The organism is Amycolatopsis jejuensis, assembly GCF_000717335.1.
GTDB lineage: Bacteria > Actinomycetota > Actinomycetes > Mycobacteriales > Pseudonocardiaceae > Amycolatopsis > Amycolatopsis jejuensis.
The window spans coordinates 32670-51454 of sequence record NZ_JNYZ01000037.1; the positions used below are offsets into that span (position 1 = coordinate 32670).

General features: G+C 68.7%; 19 protein-coding genes and 1 pseudogene. 14 read left to right on the plus strand and 6 right to left on the minus strand.

Annotated features, from left to right (window positions below):
- Positions 1-101: 101 nt before the first annotated feature.
- Both OO71_RS37835 and OO71_RS37840 read left to right on the plus strand, forming a co-directional pair.
- Entirely contained in the window at positions 102-923 is an 822-nt protein-coding gene (locus tag OO71_RS37835; RefSeq protein ID WP_033294845.1) for a choice-of-anchor P family protein, read from the plus strand.
- On the plus strand, positions 920-1495 hold the full coding sequence (locus OO71_RS37840; RefSeq protein ID WP_033294846.1) for a class F sortase: 576 nt from the start codon (positions 920-922) through the stop codon (positions 1493-1495). The genes OO71_RS37835 and OO71_RS37840 overlap by 4 nt, the downstream gene beginning before the upstream one ends.
- Positions 1496-1567: 72 nt before the next feature.
- On the opposite strand, the gene OO71_RS37845 is transcribed toward OO71_RS37840, so the two are convergent.
- Both OO71_RS37845 and OO71_RS37850 read right to left on the minus strand, forming a co-directional pair.
- Entirely contained in the window at positions 1568-2053 is a 486-nt protein-coding gene (locus OO71_RS37845; protein ID WP_033294847.1) for a MarR family transcriptional regulator, read from the minus strand.
- Between the two features lie 44 nt (positions 2054-2097).
- On the minus strand, positions 2098-2340 hold the full coding sequence (locus OO71_RS37850; RefSeq protein ID WP_033294848.1) for a hypothetical protein: 243 nt from the start codon (positions 2338-2340) through the stop codon (positions 2098-2100).
- 94 nt (positions 2341-2434) lie between these two features.
- On the opposite strand from OO71_RS37850, the gene OO71_RS37855 reads away from it, so the two are divergent.
- Both OO71_RS37855 and OO71_RS37860 read left to right on the plus strand, forming a co-directional pair.
- Positions 2435-3796: an FAD-binding oxidoreductase gene (locus OO71_RS37855; protein WP_033294849.1), complete on the plus strand. Its 1362-nt coding sequence runs from the start codon at positions 2435-2437 to the stop codon at positions 3794-3796.
- 235 nt (positions 3797-4031) lie between these two features.
- A complete protein-coding gene (locus OO71_RS37860) occupies positions 4032-5714 on the plus strand; it encodes an MFS transporter (protein WP_245633912.1) in 1683 nt (560 codons plus the stop codon).
- Between the two features lie 162 nt (positions 5715-5876).
- Here OO71_RS37860 and OO71_RS49605 read toward each other — a convergent pair.
- Both OO71_RS49605 and OO71_RS37865 read right to left on the minus strand, forming a co-directional pair.
- Positions 5877-6482: pseudogene (locus OO71_RS49605) on the minus strand (peptidylprolyl isomerase); the annotation flags it as partial.
- Between the two features lie 74 nt (positions 6483-6556).
- On the minus strand, positions 6557-6811 hold the full coding sequence (locus tag OO71_RS37865; protein ID WP_033294851.1) for a DUF2631 domain-containing protein: 255 nt from the start codon (positions 6809-6811) through the stop codon (positions 6557-6559).
- Positions 6812-6904: 93 nt separating this feature from the next.
- On the opposite strand from OO71_RS37865, the gene dxr reads away from it, so the two are divergent.
- From dxr to ispG, 3 genes are all read left to right on the plus strand, one after another.
- Positions 6905-8101 (plus strand): 1-deoxy-D-xylulose-5-phosphate reductoisomerase, encoded by a 1197-nt coding sequence (gene dxr, locus OO71_RS37870; RefSeq protein WP_033294852.1) that lies wholly within the window; start codon positions 6905-6907, stop codon positions 8099-8101.
- Between the two features lie 180 nt (positions 8102-8281).
- Entirely contained in the window at positions 8282-9475 is a 1194-nt protein-coding gene (locus tag OO71_RS37875) for a M50 family metallopeptidase (RefSeq protein WP_033294853.1), read from the plus strand.
- A gap of 118 nt (positions 9476-9593) precedes the next feature.
- Positions 9594-10745, plus strand: a complete 1152-nt coding sequence (gene ispG / locus OO71_RS37880) for a flavodoxin-dependent (E)-4-hydroxy-3-methylbut-2-enyl-diphosphate synthase (protein ID WP_033294854.1) — start codon at positions 9594-9596, stop codon at positions 10743-10745.
- A 164-nt stretch (positions 10746-10909) separates the two neighbouring features.
- On the opposite strand, the gene OO71_RS37885 is transcribed toward ispG, so the two are convergent.
- Positions 10910-11164 carry a hypothetical protein gene (locus OO71_RS37885; protein WP_033294855.1) on the minus strand — a complete coding sequence of 85 codons (255 nt, stop codon included), beginning with the start codon at positions 11162-11164 and terminating at the stop codon, positions 10910-10912.
- 67 nt (positions 11165-11231) lie between these two features.
- On the opposite strand from OO71_RS37885, the gene OO71_RS37890 reads away from it, so the two are divergent.
- Both OO71_RS37890 and OO71_RS37895 read left to right on the plus strand, forming a co-directional pair.
- On the plus strand, positions 11232-12056 hold the full coding sequence (locus tag OO71_RS37890) for a helix-turn-helix domain-containing protein (protein ID WP_033294856.1): 825 nt from the start codon (positions 11232-11234) through the stop codon (positions 12054-12056).
- Positions 12053-12451 (plus strand): VOC family protein, encoded by a 399-nt coding sequence (locus tag OO71_RS37895; RefSeq protein ID WP_033294857.1) that lies wholly within the window; start codon positions 12053-12055, stop codon positions 12449-12451. The genes OO71_RS37890 and OO71_RS37895 overlap by 4 nt, the downstream gene beginning before the upstream one ends.
- Here the strand turns inward: OO71_RS37895 and OO71_RS37900 are convergent.
- Entirely contained in the window at positions 12448-12783 is a 336-nt protein-coding gene (locus OO71_RS37900) for a cupin domain-containing protein (RefSeq protein ID WP_033294858.1), read from the minus strand. The two genes, OO71_RS37895 and OO71_RS37900, sit on opposite strands and share 4 nt — an antisense overlap.
- A 70-nt stretch (positions 12784-12853) precedes the next feature.
- Between OO71_RS37900 and OO71_RS37905 the strand changes: the two genes are divergently transcribed.
- From OO71_RS37905 to OO71_RS37925, 5 genes are all read left to right on the plus strand, one after another.
- Positions 12854-13789 carry a GlxA family transcriptional regulator gene (locus OO71_RS37905; protein ID WP_033294859.1) on the plus strand — a complete coding sequence of 312 codons (936 nt, stop codon included), beginning with the start codon at positions 12854-12856 and terminating at the stop codon, positions 13787-13789.
- Between the two features lie 156 nt (positions 13790-13945).
- Complete coding sequence (locus OO71_RS37910; protein WP_033294860.1) at positions 13946-15379, plus strand: amidase; 1434 nt, start codon at positions 13946-13948, stop codon at positions 15377-15379.
- Between the two features lie 64 nt (positions 15380-15443).
- The gene (locus tag OO71_RS37915) at positions 15444-16661 is read left to right on the plus strand and encodes an alpha/beta hydrolase family protein (RefSeq protein WP_033294861.1); all 1218 of its coding nucleotides are present in this window, start codon (positions 15444-15446) and stop codon (positions 16659-16661) included.
- A gap of 6 nt (positions 16662-16667) precedes the next feature.
- A complete protein-coding gene (locus OO71_RS37920) occupies positions 16668-18026 on the plus strand; it encodes an MFS transporter (RefSeq protein ID WP_033294862.1) in 1359 nt (452 codons plus the stop codon).
- Positions 18027-18035: 9 nt separating this feature from the next.
- Positions 18036-18782, plus strand: a complete 747-nt coding sequence (locus OO71_RS37925) for an SDR family NAD(P)-dependent oxidoreductase (protein ID WP_033294917.1) — start codon at positions 18036-18038, stop codon at positions 18780-18782.
- Positions 18783-18785 lie beyond the last annotated feature (3 nt).

The window sequence follows — 18785 nt, forward strand, 5'->3', positions numbered from 1 at the left end:
TGATAATGTCGCGGCTCGCCGGTGATCGACAGTTGCGTCGGGTCACGCGTGGATTCGGGGATCCACGGGCGTTCCATTCTTGATGTTCGAAAGGACAATTCATGCGTTCTGCCCTGCTGCGCGGTCGGACCGTCGCGGTCGCCGTTCCCGCGCTGGCCTTGCTGGCCACCACCGCCGCCCCCTCGGCGGTCGCCGCCGAATCGCCCGCCGGTTCGGCGTACGGCGCGTCGGCCGCGGTCTCCCTGCTGCCGGGTGTGCTGGGGGACAAGGGAATCACCGTCGAGACCGGCAAGATCGCCCCGTCCAACACCGGGGGCCCGACGTCCGCGCAGGTCGTCGACGTGCCGCTGAAGGGCCTCGTCACCGCGAAGGTGATCAGCAGCTCGGCCAAGCAGGACGGCTCGTCCGGCCCGGTCACCTCGAAGGCCTCGATCGTCGACGCCGCGATCCCGGTGCTCGCGCCGCTCACCGGCAGCACGCCGAAGGCCCGCGTGATCAGCTCCGAGTGCAAGTCCACGGCGGACGGCATCACCGCGTCGTCCGAGCTGGCCGGCCTCGACCTCGGCAAGATCGGCGACATCCCGGTCACCACCAAGCCGAACCAGAAGATCGGGGTCGACGGCGTGGTCCAGGTGATCATCAACGAGCAGGTCAAGCACGCCGACGGCAGCCTCACCGTCAACGCGCTGCACATCAAGCTCCTCGGCGGCAAGGCCACCGGCGCGCTCGGCAACGGCGACATCGTGCTCGCCTCGTCCACCTGCGCCAAGGTCGCCGGCGGCCCCACCACCACGCCGCCCACCTCGACGAAGCCCAGCGAGCCGGGCAAGCCGACCACGCCGCCTGCCAAGGGCCCCGGCCAGGTCACCGTCGTGCCGGTGGGTGCGCCGGAGACGGGTGACGGCTCACTGGCTGCCCGGTGACCCGTTCCCGCTTCGGGCTGTTCGCGCTTCTGCTGGCGCTCGTCGCCAACTTCGCGCTGCTGGGCTGCGGGTCGGCGGACACGCCGCCCGCGGCCCCGGCCACTTCGGCCGCGGCGCAGCAGGTGGCGGACCCGGTGTCGATCGACGTATCCAGCATCGCCGCGCATTCGTCGCTCGTCCCGCTCGGCCTCAACGACGACAAGACCGTCCAGGTGCCGCCGGTCGACCAGCCGCTGCAGGCGGGCTGGTACAAGTTCGGCCCGCTGCCGGGCCAGATCGGCCCCGCGGTCATCCTCGGCCACATCGACGGCAACCACCAGAAGGGCATTTTCTGGCGGCTGCACGAGGTGAAGACGGGCGACCAGGTCGTGATCGGGCGCAAGGACGGGTCGAAGGCCACGTTCACGGTGACCAAGGTGGACCAGATCGCGAAGAAGACGTTCCCCACCGAAGCCGTGTACGGCAACACGTCCGACCCGCAGATCCGCCTGATCACCTGCGGTGGCACGTATGACCCGGAGAAGAAGAGCTATCTCGACAACATCATCGTGTACGGCTCGCTGAACGCCTGAGCCGTTCCGGTACCGGGGCCTCGTCGTTTCGCGCTCGGGCGAAACGGCGGGGTCCCACTTTTGGCTGCACTGTCATTCCCCGGTCAGCTCGGCCGTCGCGGCACGGCCGGCTTCCGTGGTACGGCGCAGGAACCCGGCGATCAGCACCAGTTCCTCCTCGGTGTACCCGGCGCACAGATCGTCCATCGCGGAGTTCATCCCGGAGTACACGCGGAACACCTCGCCGGTCCGCCCGCGCACCGCGCGCACGGTGACCGCCCGGCGGTCGGCCGCCTCGGGATCCCGTTCGCGCGCCACCCATCCGCCGCGTTCCAGCCGGTCGAGAATCCCGGTGACCGTCGCCGGATGCAGGCCCGCGCGCCGGGCGAGCGCACTCGGCGTCAGCGGGCCGGCGGACGCGATCAGCTCGAGGCAGTCCAGGTCCACGTCCTTCAGCTTCAACCGCCCGCCGACCTGGTGGTTCAGCAGCGACAGCTGGTTGCGCAGCTCGCGAAGCGACTCCTTCAGCGCCAGCGTGACGCGTCGCCTGCGCTGGGCGGTGTCCGTCGCGGGTGCCATCCGAACCGCCTTTTCCTCGTTCCCGGCAGCCCAGCGTAACCGGATCACGCAGCGGCGAGCAGCGCTTCCCCGGCGGGGGTCAGCTCGGCGGGCACCGGCTGCCCGGCCGGTCCGGGACACACCGCTCGCAGCAGCCCGGCGTGCGCGAGGGCGTGCGCGGTGAACTGGTCGCAGCACGGCAGGCCGTCCACGAACAGGTCCGGCTCACAGCTGCCGGTCAGCCGTCCGCGCCCGGCGGCGACGGCACGCAGCATCGCGATCCCGCGGTGGGTGACGGTGGTGCCCATGGCTGCCTCCTCAGGAGTTGCTCTCACCGATACGTCGAACGGGAACCGCGGATTTCGACCTAACCTGTGGGAAGGAATTCGGAACGGAGCGCCCATGCTGATCGACGACCTGCACACCGTGCTGCCGGACGACCGGATCGTGCAGGACCCCGACGTGCTGCGCAGCTTCGCGCACGACGAAGCCGAGTGGGCGCCGTACGGCGAACCGGCGGCGCTGGTCCGGCCGCGCACTGCCGACGAGGTACAGGCGACCGTGCGGCAATGCATCAAGCACGGCACGCCGCTGGTCCCGCGTGGTGCGGGCACCGGGCTTTCCGGCGGCGCCAACGCGCTGGCCGGCTGCGTCGTGCTGGTGACCGACCGGATGACCGCGGTCAAGGAAATCGACCCGGTGGAACGGCTGGCCGTGGTCGAGCCAGGGGTGGTCAACGACGATCTGCGCGCCGCCTGCGCCGAGCACGGACTCTGGTACCCGCCCGACCCGGCGAGCTCACCGTGGTCGACGATCGGCGGCAACGTCGCCACCAACGCGGGTGGCGTCTGCTGCGTGAAATACGGCGTGACCCGGGATTACGTGCTCGGCCTGCAGGTCGTCACCGGTACCGGCGAGCTGGTGCGGCTCGGCCGTCGCACGGCGAAGGGCGTTGCCGGGTACGACCTCGCCGGGCTGATGGTCGGGTCCGAGGGCACGCTCGGGGTGATCACCGAAGTCACCGTGCGGCTGCGGGCGCAACGTCCGCCGGAGGCGACGGTCGCCGGGTACTTCGATTCCACGGTCGCCGCCGGGGAAGCCGCCGCGGCGATCCGGGCGGCCGGGGTGGTGCCGTCCGCGCTGGAGCTGGTGGACCGGCATTGCCTGGCCGCCGTCGACGCGTGGAAGAACATGGGCCTGTCCGCCGACGCGAACGTCGTGCTGCTCGGCCGCAGCGACGTTCCCGGCGGGCACGAGACCGCGGTGATGCTGGAGTGCTTCGAAAAGGCGGGCGCGACCTGGGCCGCGCAGTCCACCGACGAAGCCGAGGCCGACGCGCTCTTCGCCGCCCGGCGGCTGGCGTACCCGGCGCTCGAGCGGCTCGGCCCGGTGCTCACCGAGGACGTCTGCGTACCGACCCATCTGGTGCCGGAAATGCTGGCGCGGATCGATCTCGCCGCGCAGCGGCACAACACGCAGATTGCGAACATTGCGCACATCGGGGACGGAAATCTGCACCCGCTGCTCATCACCCCAGCCGGGGACGACAATGCGCAGCGTCGCGCGCAAGCCGCGTTCGACGACATCGTCGCTGACGCGCTCGACCTCGGCGGCACGGTGACCGGCGAGCACGGCGTGGGGTTGCTGAAGCAGCGAGGGCTCGCCCGGGAGCTCGGCCCGGCCGTCCTAGACCTGCATCACGCGGTCAAGAATGCGTTGGACCCGCACGGGATCCTCAACCCCGGAAAGGTCGTCGGCGGGTAACTCGGCCGGGTGAAAGTAAATAGTCCACAAAGGACAATGTATCGGTTGTGACCCTTCTCTCCCAAGCGTTTCCGATTGATGGTTGCCGGGCACAAGCAACTTGCTTAGCCTAGCTAAGGGAGCGGCTGGAGAGGGGTTTCCGACAGTGCGGACAGCGGCGGAGCGCAGGACGTATTCGATCGCGGAGCTCGGTCCGCGGTACAAGTGGATCGCGCTGTCCAACACGACATTGGGCATGCTGATCGCCACGATCAACTCGTCGATCGTGCTGATCGCGCTGCCCGACATCTTCAAGGGCATCGGCATCAACCCGCTCGAGCCGTCGAACACCGGCTACCTGCTGTGGATGATCATGGGCTTCCTCGTGGTCACCGCGGTGCTGGTGGTGGCGTTCGGCAGGCTGGGGGACATGTACGGCCGGGCCCGGATGTACAACCTCGGCTTCGCCGTTTTCACCGTGTCCTCGATCATGCTCGCGATCACCTGGTTCGACGGCGACGCGGCCGCGCTGTGGCTCATCGGCTGGCGGATCGTGCAGGGCGTCGGCGGGGCGTTCCTGATGGCGAACTCGTCGGCGATCCTCACCGACGCCTTCCCGGCCAACCAGCGCGGGCTCGCGCTCGGCATGAACGGCGTCGCGGCGATCGCGGGCTCGTTCCTCGGCCTCGTGGTGGGCGGCGTGCTGGCGCCGGTCGACTGGAACCTGATCTTCCTCGTGTCGGTGCCGTTCGGCGTGATCGGCACCGGGTGGGCGTACCTCAAGCTGCACGACACCGGGGTCCGCAAGCACGCGAAAATGGACTGGTGGGGCAACATCACCTTCGCCGTCGGGCTCATCGCGGTGCTGGTGGGGATCACGTACGGCATCCAGCCGTACGGCACGTCGCAGACCGGATGGGGCAGCCCGATGGTGCTGAGCTGCCTGATCGGCGGGGTCGCGGTGCTGGCTCTGTTCGTGGTGATCGAAATGAAGGTGGACAACCCGCTGTTCCGGTTGTCGCTCTTCAAGATCCGCTCGTTCAGCTGGGGCAACCTGGCCAACCTCACGGCGTCGCTCGGCCGCGGCGGGCTGCAGTTCGTGCTGATCATCTGGCTGCAGGGGATCTGGCTGCCACAGCACGGGTACACGTTCGAGCAGACGCCGCTGTGGGCCGGGATCTACATGCTGCCGCTCACGATCGGGTTCCTGGTGTCCGCGCCGACGTCCGGGGTGCTGTCGGACCGGATCGGGAGCCGGGCGCTCGCGTCCGGCGGTTTGGTGCTCACTGCGCTGACGTTCCTGTTGCTGATGCTGTTGCCCGTCAATTTCAGTTATTGGGCGTTTGCCGGGATTCTGCTGCTCAACGGGATCGGGATGGGGATGTTCTCGTCGCCCAACCGGGCCGAGGTGATGAACAGCCTGCCTGCGGATTCGCGGGGGTCCGGCGCGGGGATGATGACGACGTTCCAGAACGCGGCGATGGTGTTGTCGATCGGGTTCTTCTTCAGTCTGATTATCGCCGGACTGTCGGATCATTTGCCGATGGCGATGTCGCAGGGGCTTACGGCGCACGGGGTTCCGGCGGCTGCGGCGGATCAGGTCGCGCATTTGCCTGCGGTGGCGGTGCTGTTTGCGGCGTTTTTGGGGTACAACCCGATTCAGCAGTTGCTCGGGGGGCAGTTGGCCGGGTTGCCGCCGGATCAGGCCAGTTTCCTGACTGGGCGGAGCTTTTTCCCGAATTTGATTTCTGGTCCGTTTCAGGATGGTCTTGCGGTGGCGTTCGGGTTTGCGATCGTGGTGTGCTTGATTGGGGCGGTGGCTTCGTTGCTTGCCAAGGACGGGAAGCCGGTGGAGTCGGTGGGGGAGGAATTGGCGGCGGTGGCCGGCGAAGCCGGGGGTGGTCCTGGGGAGCTGGTGTCTCCGCGTCGCGATAGGTGACTTGGAGGGCACCCCGAAGCCGAAACACGTGCGGAGGGTGCTTGTCAAGGCGGGAAAGATGTCTTGACAAGCACCCTCCGCACGTGTTGGAGCTTCGGATCGGGGTGCAGGGCGGGGGCTGGCTGCCCGGGTTTCGTTGGGTTCGCGCGTGCGGCTTGGGTGGCCGTTCGGGTCGGTGGGGATGATGCCGTCGGCGACCATTCGGTCCAGTACTTCCATGCCGCGTACTACTTTGCCCAGCACCGAATACTTCGCCGGGATGTGGGCGAACGAGTGCACGATGAAGAATTCGCTTCCGTTCGTGCCTGGGCCCTGGTTGCCCATTGCGCCGGTGCCGCGGTCGTACGTTTCCGTGCCGGATACCTCGTCCGGGAAACCGTAGCCCGGGCCGCCTTTTTCCACCTCGTAGAGGTCACCGCATTGCAGGACGCCCAGGCGGGCGGAGTTCGTCAGGCGCCAGCATTGGGAGTGGTCGTAGAAGTGTTGCAGGACCAGGCTGGTCATGTTCGCCACTGCGCAGGGGGCGGCGCCGGCGCGGTCGAGCCGGACGGTGACCGGGCCGTAGTTGTAGTGGATGGTCACGTCCAGTGTGCCGCGGGTGAACGCGAACGGCAGCGGGCGCAGCACCGGGCGGGCGGCCGGGTTGTCCGGCGTCGGGGTGAACGTGCAGCTCACCACGGGTGGTTTGACCGCAGCGGAGGCCGGGGTGGCGAACAGGGACAGGCCGGCGGCAACGGCGGCCGCCAGTGCGACCCAGCGTGGCTTCATGAGCCCGCAACGTAGCGAACCCACGGCGGGAAAACCAGGTCCGGAAGTCTCCGGCCGGAAGGGCTACCGGGAAATCACTTGCGCCAGGCGGTGCGGCGCTTGCGCAGGTCGAGTACCAGCAGCAGGACGATGAAGGCGGCCAAGCCGACGAGCCACACGTTTTCGGTGTTGTTCTCGTGGTTGCCCTTGATCATCACGAGCAGGATGATCGCGGACACCCAGCCGGCGATCCGGGTGGCCTTCGGGAACGAGCCGTGCCAGCCCCACTCCGCGGACGGCTCGTCGCGCGGGTCGACCTCGGGGCGCTTTTCGACCGCCTTGCCTGCCACGACCTTCTCCTTCGGACCACTGACGTCGTACCCCCGGATGATCCCACACCGCCGGGCGCCACGCGGACCTGACCCGCGCGATAATGACTGCCGATGACTACCTCGCGAAGCATCCTCGTGCTGGGTTCGACCGGGTCCGTCGGGGCTCAGGCGCTCGACGTCGCTGCACGTAACCCGCATTTGTTCACCGTCGCCGGGATCGCCGCCGGTGGGTCCGACCCGGCCGCCTTGGCCGCGCAGGCGCTCGCGCACGGCGTGGCCGCGGTCGCCGTGACGAAGCCCACGGTGGTCGAAGACCTGCAGCTCGCGCTGTACGCCGAGGCGCAGCGCCGCGGGTACTCGAAGGGTGAGTTCCGGCTGCCCCGCATCCTCGCCGGTGCCGACGCGGTGGCGCAGCTGATCGACAGCGTGCAGGTCGACGTCGTGCTCAACGCCCTGCCCGGTTCCCAGGGCCTCGACCCGACGCTGCGCGCGCTTGCCACCGGCGCCACGCTCGCCCTGGCCAACAAGGAGTCCCTCATTGCCGGTGGGCCGCTCGTGCTCGCCGCGGCGAAGCCGGGGCAGATCGTGCCGGTGGATTCGGAGCATTCGGCCATCGCGCAGGCCTTGCGGGCAGGTCAGGACAACGAGGTCGCGCGGCTCGTGCTCACGGCGTCCGGCGGGCCGTTCCGCGGCCGTAAGCGCGCCGACCTCGCCGACGTCACCGTCGAGCAGGCGATGGCGCATCCCACCTGGTCGATGGGCCCGCTGATCACGATCAACTCGGCGACGCTCGTGAACAAGGGCCTGGAGCTGATCGAGGCGGCGCTGCTCTTCGGCATCGAACCGGCGCGGATCGACGTCACGGTGCACCCGCAGTCGATCGTGCACTCGATGGTCACCTACACCGACGGCTCCACGATCGCCCAGGCCAGCCCGCCGGACATGCGGCTGCCGATCGCGCTGGCCCTGCACTGGCCGGAGCGGGTCCCTGGCGCGGCGGCGGCGTGCACCTGGGACACGGCGGCGAGCTGGACGTTCGAACCGCTCGACGGCGAGGCGTTCCCGGCGGTCGAGCTGGCCCGCGAGGCCGGTACCGCGGGTGGATGCCTGCCTGCGGTCTACAACGCGGCCAACGAGGAGGCGGTCGCCGCATTCCTGGCCGGCACCGCGGGGTTCCTCTCGATTGTGGACACGATTGCGCAGGTCTTGTCGGACGCGGACGAGTGGCGCCGCGAACCCCGTGACGTCGCCGACGTGCTCGCGGCCGAGCGCTGGGCCCGAGGCCGCGCGGCCACCCTTCTGGGCTGAGCGCCCGCCGGTCGGTGCGCGCGGCCGGGGGTACCGATGCAACACTGGTTTCACGCCGGTGGCGGATACTTGAACAGGTAACTGTCGAGTGGCCTCGCCGCCGAAGCGGAAGCCGTGAAAGACGACGAACCTGCTGCCCCCGCCCCGCGGGACGCGGCTGAGGGGTGAGGTGCTGGGCCCGTGCTTGCCTATGTGATCGGTGTGGTGCTCTTCGCGCTCGCGATCTGTGTTTCGGTCGCATTGCACGAGGCAGGCCACATGGTCACCGCCCGGATGTTCGGGATGAGGGTCCGCCGGTACTTCGTCGGGTTCGGGCCCACCGTCTTCTCGTTCCGGCGCGGGGAAACCGAGTACGGCCTCAAGGCGATCCCGCTCGGCGGCTTCTGCGACATCGCGGGCATGACCGCGCTCGACGAGGTCACCAAGGAAGAAGCGCCGCGGGCGATGTGGCGGTTCAAGGCGTGGAAGCGCACGGTCGTGATGTCGGCCGGGTCGATCACGCACTTCCTGCTCGGCTTCATCGTGCTGTTCCTGATGGCGGCCACGATGGGGCTGCCGAACGTCGACCAGAAGCCGATCGCCGCCGAGATCTCCGACTGCGTGCAGAACGCGACCACGATCGACCAGGCCAACAACCCGGTGTGCAAACCGGGTGACCCGGCGCCGGCCAAGAAGGCCGGGCTGCTCCCCGGCGACAAGGTGCTGTCGGTGGCTGGCAAGCCCACGCCGACCTGGAACGCCATGGTGGACCAGGTCCGGGCGCTGTCCGGGCCGGTCCCGATCGTCGTGGACCGCGACGGCACCGAGCGCACGTTCGTCGTCGACATCCCGAAGGTCACCCGGCCCGCCCCGAACGGCGGCACGACGACGGTGGGTGCGGTGGGCATCGGCGTCTCCAAGAGCATCCACTACAGCGTGCTGGGCGCGTTCGGCGGTGCGGTGTCGTTCACCGGCGACATGTTCGCCCGTACGTGGGACGGGCTGATGGCCTTCCCGAAGCGCATCCCGGCGGTCGTGAACTCGATCTTCGGCGCCGAACGCGACCCGGACACCCCGGTCAGCGTGGTCGGCGCGAGCCGGCTCGGCGGCGAGGCGGTGGAGGCCGGGCTGTGGCAGGTCTTCCTCCTGCTGCTGGCCAGCCTCAACTTCTTCATCGGCGTGTTCAACCTGCTGCCGCTGGACGGCGGCCACATCGCGATCGTCTGGTACGAGCGGATCCGCGACTGGCTGCGCGGCCTGCGCGGCAAACCCGCGGGCGGCCCGGTCGACTACGCGAAACTCTCCGCGGTCACGATGGTGCTCGTCGTGATCGGCGGCGGTATCACGCTGCTCACGGTGACCGCGGACATCGTCAACCCGATCCGGCTGCAGTAACGGCGCGCACCGGCCGGGGCACGCACTGCCCCGCAGGCGCCCGACCGGGGGTAACACTGCTCACCACGTCGGCTGACTTCGTTGAACCGGGTGCGGGTGGGGTGGGTACGCTGGATGCGTGACCGTCGCGCTAGGTATGCCCGCTCTGCCCCCGCCCGTACTCGCCGAGCGCCGCAAGACCCGCCAGCTGATGGTGGGCTCGGTCGGGGTCGGGAGCGACCACCCGATCTCCGTGCAGTCGATGACCACCACGCTCACGTCCGACGTCAACGCCACGCTCCAGCAGATCGCCGAGCTCACCGCGGCAGGCTGCGACATCGTGCGCGTGGCCTGCCCATCGGCCGACGACGCCGAGGCACTCCCGGCAATCGCGAAGAAGTCGGGCATCCCGGTCATCGCCGACATCCACTTCCAGCCCAAGTACGTGTTCGCCGCCATCGAGGCAGGCTGTGCCGCGGTCCGGGTGAACCCGGGCAACATCCGCAAGTTCGACGACCAGGTCAAGGAAATCGCCCAGGCCGCGAAGGACCACGGCACCCCGATCCGGATCGGCGTGAACGCCGGGTCGCTGGACAAGCGGCTGCTCGAGAAGTACGGCAAGGCCACCCCGGAAGCCCTCGCCGAATCGGCGATGTGGGAGGCGTCGCTCTTCGCCGAGCACGACTTCCACGACATCAAGATCTCGGTGAAGCACAACGACCCGGTCGTGATGGTGCGCGCGTACGAAATCCTCGCCGAACAGTGTGATTACCCCCTGCACCTGGGCGTCACGGAGGCCGGACCGGCCTTCCAGGGCACGATCAAGTCGGCAGTGGCGTTCGGCGCCCTGCTGCGCCAGGGCATCGGCGACACGATCCGGGTGTCGCTGTCCGCCCCGCCGGTGGAAGAGGTCAAGGTCGGCGCGCAGATCCTGCAGTCGCTGAACCTGAGGCCACGCAAACTGGAGATCGTGTCGTGCCCGTCGTGCGGCCGCGCACAGGTGGACGTGTACACCCTGGCCGACCAGGTAACAGCAGGCCTGGAAGGCATGGAGGTACCCCTGCGGGTCGCGGTGATGGGCTGCGTAGTGAACGGCCCCGGCGAAGCACGGGAAGCCGACCTGGGCGTAGCGTCGGGTAACGGCAAGGGCCAAATCTTCGTCAAGGGCGAAGTAATCAAAACAGTGCCAGAACACGCAATCGTGGAAACCCTGATCGAAGAAGCCATGCGCATCGCAGAAGAATCAGGCGAATCAATCGGCGAAGGCACCCCGAACGTAACGGTCGGCTGACTACAACCAACCGCAGCCGACGCACCCCACGAGACCCGGCCCTGCACCCCGATACGAAGCCAAAACACGGTCGGGAGGGGCTTGTCAAGGCATCTTTCCCGCCTTGACAAGCCCCTCCCGACCGTTGTCACAATTCCGGCTTCGGGGTGCCCCCACCGCAACATTCACCCCCCAAGATGATGCCGAGCAGCGTCGAGAATCTGCACCCGCACATTCTCCAGCGAAGCCGCCACCTCATCAATCTGCCGAACCGCCAACTGCACCGCCCCCTGAATAGCCGTAGCCGTCGCAGTCTCCCCCAGCAGCCCGACCACCCGCTCCTGCAACTCCTCCAGCTCACCCTTGGTCGCGAGAGCAATCCCGGTAGGCACCTGATCGGCCAGCAACTCCAACTGCTGCGCCTGCTCCTGAATCGTCATCCGGCTCTCCTCACAGTGGGGACGCTGCTTTCGTGGTAGCAGAATCCCCCGGCGCTAGCCTGGTCACGTGAGTCACAGCTGGGCAGCCCGCCCGCCGCACCCGGTGCTGCGGGGACTCGTCACGCGCTACATCGGCTACGCACAGGAAAACGTCACCCTGGAAGTACACCGCGGCCTACCCTCACGACACGTCACGCTGGTCATCAGCCTCGCGGAACCGATCCACTACACCGGGTTACCCGGCGAAGGTCCCCTGCAGAGCGTCGTCGGCGGCCTGCACACCGCACCCGCCCTCATCACCCAGGACCGCACCCAACGCGGCATCCAGCTGGAACTCGACCCACTGGGCGTCCGGACCCTGCTCGGCGTCACCGCAGCCGAACTCACCGGCCGGGTAACCGACCTCGCCGACTTCGGCCCCGACCTGGCCAACCTGCCCTACCGGCTCGCCGAAGCCCCGGACTGGCGCACCAGATTCGCGATCATCGACGACACACTGGCCGCACGAGCCGTCGAACCCACCCAACCCCCACCAGAGCTGGACCGGGCATGGCACCAGCTACGCACCAGCGGCGGCCGGCTACGAGTATCCGACCTGGCCAGCGAGGTCGGCTGGAGCAGGCGACACCTGGGCGAACGCTTCCGAACCGAACTGGGCCTGGCACCGAAACAAGCCGCCCGGATCCTCCGCTTCGAACGAGCAGCAACCCTCCTCCGCAGCGGAACCCGCGACCTGGCCACCGTCGCATACTCCGCCGGTTACTACGACCAAGCGCATTTCTCCAACGAATGGCGCGCAATGGCCGGTTGCTCGCCCCGGACCTGGATTACCGAAGAGCTCCCGTTTCTCCAAGACAACCCAGCGGGAGCCGAACCAGAATCGGCAACATGACACCCCAACCGACAGTCTGGCCAGCCTTCCGCTACACCGACGCACGCGGCGCAATCCGTTTCCTCACCGAGATTCTCGGCTTCGAAGAGACGCTGGTGGTGCCCGGCGCGCCGGAACGCGACGTCGCGCACGCCGAACTCCGCTGGCCCGAAGGCGGCGGCATCATGCTGGGCAGCTGCGGCGGCCCGGCAGACGGCGTACACGATGAGATGAAACCCGGCACCGGCGCCGCCTACGTGGTTTCCGACCACGTCGACGAGATTTACGCACGGGTGCGCGAAGCCGGTGCCGAGATCAGCCTCGAATTGCACGACACCGACTACGGCTCGCACACCTTCAGCGTTCGCGACCCGGAGGGAAACGCCTGGACGATCGGCAGTTACCGCGGCGCCTAGCCCTCCGGGTAGAAGACGAACAGCGTGCAGCCGGTCTCGGTGGCGGGAACGTGCCACGACCCGGCCGGGGCGTGCAGGAACGTCCCGGCCGGGTAGTCGCGCGCGCCGTCGTTGAACGTGCCCGCGACCACGTAGACCTCCTCCGGGCCGGGTTCGTGGACGTCCTTGCGCGGCCACGAGCTGCCCGGGTCGAACTCGACGACGTTGGCCGAAGCGCCGTTCTCTCCGGTCCACAGTGGACGGAGGCGGATACCGGGGAACAGCTCCTTCACCGGAGCGTCTCCGACGGCGACCGACGTGTAGCCCTGCTGGGCGAGGATCTCGGGATGCATGACCCCAGCTTGGCGCCCGGGACGCGGCCGGGACAGTGTCCGGAAAGACGTCATGGGGTATATTCTTGCCATGCATCGCGTGGTGGCTCTCGTGCGCCCGGTGCAGTCGACGTTCGAGCTCGGCTGCGGCGCGGAGGTCTTCGGCACGCCGAGGGACGGCGTGCCGCAGCACTACGAGTTCGACGTGTGCACCGAGCATCCTGGGCCGGTGCCGACCACGGCCGGGTACGCAATGCACGTGCCCAGTGGTTTGTCGGCGCTCGACAATGCCGACACCGTGCTGATCCCCGGCTGGTTGCCGGTCGAAACCCCGCTCTCGCCGAAGGTGCGACGGGCGTTGCTTGCGGCGCACGAGCGCGGCGCCCGGCTGGTCACGATCTGCTCGGGTGTTTTCGCCTTGGCCCGCACGGGATTGCTGTCCGGCCGATCCGCGACCACCCACTGGGCGCGCGCCGAGCAGTTGCAGCGGGAATTCCCGGACATCCGCGTGGAGCCGGACGTGCTGTACGTGGACCACGGCGACGTCGCCACCAGTGCCGGGGCGGGCGCGGGGATCGACCTGTGCCTGCATTTGGTCCGGCGTGATCACGGCGCCGCGCATGCCGCGTTGGTCGCACGGCACATGGTGATGCCGACGCATCGCGAGGGCGGGCAGGTGCAGTACGCGCCGCCGACGGTGCCGTCCGACGCGTTGGACGGTCTCCTCGAATGGGCCTCGGCGCGGCTGGGCACGTCGTTGTCGGTGGACGATCTTGCTGCGTACCTTCGGGTTTCGCCGCGGACGCTGGCCCGCCGCTTCGCGGAGCAGCTCGGGACGAGCCCGGGTGCGTGGCTGCTGTCCCGCCGGGTCGCCGAGGCACGGCGGCTGCTGGAGGAGACGGAACTGCCGGTGGACGCCGTTGCGGCGCGGGTGGGTCTCGCGTCGGCGGTCAACCTGCGGCGGCGGTTTCACGCACAGGTCGGGACGACCCCGGGCGCGTACCGGCGGGCGTTCCGCACACCTTGAGCTGGCGGATCGACTGATCGATCCAGACCGTGGTGGTGCGATGAGCCGCCAGTAACCGGACCAATCCGGATGGCCGTAGCTCCTTGTGTGTTCGGAAAGTTCCGCTATCCTCGCCAATGTGATTAAAGGACTTAACTACCCCGCGAGGAGACCTGGATGAGCGATTTCGCCGGACTCGACGGACTGGGCCAGGCCGAACTGGTGCGCACCGGACAGGTCAGCCCGGCCGAGCTGCTCGACGATGCGGTCGCGCGGATCGAAGAGGCCAACCCCGCGGTGAATGCGGTTGTGACGACGATGTACGACGAGGCACGGAAGACCGCTGAGGGGCCGCTGCCCGAAGGTCCGTTCACCGGAGTGCCGTTCCTGCTCAAGAACGGCGGCGGCGTGGGCTACGCAGGCGTCCCGATGACGTCGGGCAGCCGGTTTCTCGCCGGTTACGTGCCTGCCGCCGACGGCGAGCTCACCCGCCGGTACCAGGCCGCCGGGCTGGTCGTGTGCGGCAAGACCAACCTGCCCGAGTTCGGCCTGCTGCCCACCACCGAGCCCGAGCTGCACGGCCCCACCCGCAATCCGTGGGACCTCACGCGTTCGGCGGGCGGGTCGAGCGGCGGGGCCGCGGCCGCGGTCGCGACGCGGATGGTTCCGATGGCGAATGCCAGCGACAGCGGCGGGTCGATCCGCGTTCCGGCCGCGCTGTGCGGGGTGTTCGGGATGAAGCCGACCCGGCTGCGGATTTCGTCGGCCCGGCGCCGGGCCGGGGTGTCGTTCCGGATCGCGGTGCTGAGCGAGCACGCGATCACCGTCAGCGTGCGCGACTGCGCTGCTCTGCTCGACGCGACCGCGGGACCGTTGCCCGGCGACCCGTTCATCGCGCCGCGGCCGGAACGTCCTTACCTGGAAGAGATCGGCGCCGATCCGGGGAAGTTGCGGATCGCGTTCAGCACCATCGCCCCGGCCGGGCCGCCGCTGCACCCGGACTGCGTGGCCGCGGTCGAGGACGCCGCGCGGCTGTGTGAATCCCTTGGCCACGAGGTGGAAGAAACCACGCCAGTGCTCGACGGGCCTGCGCTCGCGAAGGCCTTCATGACGGTGTCCTCGGGCGGCCTGGCCTGGGACATCGCCCATCTGGAGCGCGTCACCGGCCGGAAAGCCACCCCCGAAGACTTCGAGATCGGTACCTGGGCGGCAATCGAGCAGGGCCGCGGCGGCGGTGTCTCGCTGGCGGCCTATCAGGACGCGCTTGCCGAACTGCAGGTGCTGTGCGACGATCTGGCCGCTTTCCAAGCCCCGTACGACGTTTGGCTCACGCCGACGACGGCGGCACCCGCGCCACCGCTGGGTACGTTCACGTCCACTGCGGACGATCCGGGCCGCGGAATGCGGGCTGCCGGGGCGTTTCTCCCGTTCACGATGCTTGCCAACATCACCGGCCAGCCCGCCATGTCCGTCCCGCTGTACTGGAACACTGCCGGTCTTCCGGTCGGCGTGCACTTCATCGGCCCGTACGGCAACGAGGGCCTGCTCTACCGGCTGGCGTCCCAGCTGGAGGCCGCCCGCCCGTGGGCAGGCCGGATTCCGCTTTCCTGAGCACGAGAATTCCCCGCCGCCGCGGGAGAGCTGTCCCGCGTCCCCACCGAAAGCGAGGCATCCGATGACCAACCCGCTGATTCCCGGTCCACAGTGGACATCCGCCCGGCTGAACGGCAGCGAGGTGATGGACGACCAGATCAAGCACCAGATCAGCCAGATGTTCTTCGGGATGTCCGATCTCGGCGAATGCCTCGACGCGGCCATGCGGATCACGGCCGACGACGAGGAGAGCTGGGTACGGGCCTGGACCGGCCGGGCCGAGCTCCTGCAGCACCGCGCCGAAACCGCCGAGCGCAAGGCCCGGCCGGTCTCCGCGGCCGACGCGTACCTGCGCGCCTCGACGTACTGGCGAGCGTCGCTGATGCACTTCAGCAGCGCCGACGACCCGCGGACCCGGGAGAACTCGCTCAACGCGTACCACTGCTACGACCGTTACCTCGCGCTGTCCGACTACCCGGGCGAGTACGTCAAGATCCCTTACGAGGACAGCTTTCTGCCGTCCTACCTGTACCGGAGCCCGGTGGCCACCGGACCCGCACCGCTGCTGATCTTCCACCAGGGCCGGGACGCGTGGCCCGAGGACACGCGCTGGCTGTACGACGGCGCGATCCGGCGCGGTTACCACTGCCTGTCGGTGCAGTGCCCCGGCCAGGGCATGGCGCTGCGGGTGAACGGGCTCCCGTTCCGGTACGACTGGGAGAAGGTCGTCACGCCGATCGTGGACACCGCGCTCGCCCTCGACGGCGTCCATCCGGAGCGGATCGGGTTGATGGGACTCAGTTTCGGCGGTTACCTCGCGCCGCGCGCCGCCGCGTTCGAGAAGCGGCTCAAGGTGTGTATCGCCAACCCCGGCGTGCTCAAGTGGGGCGAGTCGATCAAGGACAACATGCCTCCTGCGGTCAGCGAGGCGCAGGAAGCGGGACCGGAGGCGTTCAATGCGGCGGTCGCGAAGTTCACTGCCGAGGCGCCGGTGGCCGAGTGGTTCGTGCGCGACTCGATGTGGAAGCACGGGGTGAGTACTCCGTACGACCTCTTCCGCGAGCTCGACGCTTGTGACCTCACCGAAATCGCCGGGAAGATCGAGTGCGAAACGCTCGTCCAGGACGGCGTCGAGGAGCGGTTTTCCGCCGGACAGGCCGAAAAGCTGTACGACGCGTTGACGTGCCCGAAAGACCTGCTGGTGTTCGACGACGAGTCGACCGCCCAGCTGCACTGCCAGAACGGCGGCACCGCCACGGCCGCCGAGTTCACCTTCGACTGGCTGGACGGGCGGTTGTGATCCGCGATGACCACCGATGACGATCCGGCGATAAGTACCCTGCCGCTGAAGGAAACCCTGCGCCAGGGCGGATGGGGGATCTGCCTGCTGGCCGTACCGCTCGTGATGATGGAACAGCTCAGCCGTGAGGCGACCACCACGCTCGCCCCGGACATCCGGACCGCGTTCGGGATCTCCGACGCCACCCTGGTCGCGCTGGCCGGGTTCGCCGGGGTCGCGCTGACCCTCGGTGGCGTGCCGATGGCGTGGCTGGCCGACCGGGTCCGGCGCAGGTACCTCGTGGTGGCCTCGGCTTCGGCCGGGGCGCTGGCGTTGCTCGGTGCCGGGCTGTCCCAGCACACGTGGCAGCTGTTCATCGCCTACCTGTTCACCGGGCTGGCCGCGGCGTACTCGAACCCCGTGTTCGGGTCGCTGATCGCCGACGCGTACCCGGTGGGTGGCCGCGGCCGGATCTACTCGCTGCAGGCCATCGCGACCCCGTTGGGCCAGGCCGTGGGCCCGGTGCTGGCCGGCTCGATCGCGGGGATCGCCGGGCAGTCGGCGGGCGCGTGGCGGTGGTCGTACATCGGGCTCGCGGTACCGTACGCGGTGCTCGCGATCTGCGCGGCGCTGTTCCTCCGCGAACCCGGCCGCGGTGAGGCCGACCGCAAAGAGCTCGGTGCGGCTTGCACCGTCGAGCAGCCGGTCCGGATCCTTTCCGCGTTCCGGCAAGTGATCAAGGTCAAGACTTTTCTGTTCATGTGCATGGGAATCGGCGTGCTCGGGCTTGCGCTGTACACGATCCCGGTGCAGATGTCCTTGCTGCTGGCGTACGAGTACGGGATTGGCGCCGTGCAGCGGGGAGCGACCTTCTCGCTGATCCAGATCCCGGTGATCGCGACGATGTTCTTCGCGGGGTACCTGTTCGACCGGGCTTACCGGGTCCGGCCGGAACGGACGGTGCACATTGCCGGTGGAGCGATCCTGGCCTTCGGCGTGCTCATCTGCGGCGGCATCTGGTTCCCGCCGATCGGGCTGCTGCTGGCGTGCTACGTACCCGCGTCGATGTGTGTTGGGGTCGCGCTGGTGTCGATCAACCCGCTGGTGTCGTCGGTGACGCCGTTTCGCTTGCGGGCGCAGGCTTTCGCGCTGCTGACCGTGTTCACGTTCCTGATGGGCGGCTTCTTCGGCGCGGTGGGCGCCGGGGTGATCTCGGATTCGTTCGGGCCACGGCTCGCCCTGACGGTCGCTGTCGGGTTCTCGGCCTTCATCGCCGGGGCCTTGTTCCTGTACGGCGGCCGGTTTCTGAAGGCTGACATTGCCGCGGCGGCGGAGGATCTGCTGCCGGAGAACTCTGCGCCGGTGCGGGCGTGGGAATCGAGCTGAGGGATGGTCATGTCTGATCTGTTCGACCTGTCCGGCCGGGTTGCGGTGGTGACGGGGGCCAGTTCCGGGATCGGTGCGGGGATCGCGCAGGCGCTGGGCGCGGCGGGGAGTGCGGTGGTGCTGGTCGGCCGTTCGAAGCGGCGGTTGTCCCGCACCGCCGCCGCGATCCCCGGGGCCAAGGTGGCGGAGGTCGTAGCCGACCTTCGTGACGACGGTGCCGCGCGGGCTGTCGTGGACGCGGCCGTCGACCGGTTCGGCCGGATCGACGTGCTGGTCCACTCGGCCGGGATCTACCACCAGGCGTCGCTCGCCGAGACCACCGACCAGATCTTCGACGACCAGTGGATGACCAACGTCCGGGCGCCGTTCCAGCTGACCCGCGAAGCCCGGCCGCACCTGCGCCGCGGTGGGTCGATCATCTTCGTGTCGTCGATGTCCGGGCATGTCGGTTCCCCGGACGACTCGGCGTACTGCGCATCCAAGGGCGCGATCGAACTGCTGGTGAAAGCGCTTGCGGTCGAGCTGGCGCCGGACGGGATCCGGGTCAACGCGGTGGCGCCCGGCAACGTGCACACGCCCATCAACGCGGAAATCATCACCGCCGACCTGGAGCAGGAAATCAACGCCACGACACCGGCCGGCCGGATCGGGGTCGTCGCCGACATCAGCCCGGCGGTCGTGTACCTGGCTTCGGCGGCTTCGTCCTACGTGTACGGGGCGAGCCTGCCCATCGACGGCGGGTTCATCGCCCAGTGAAGA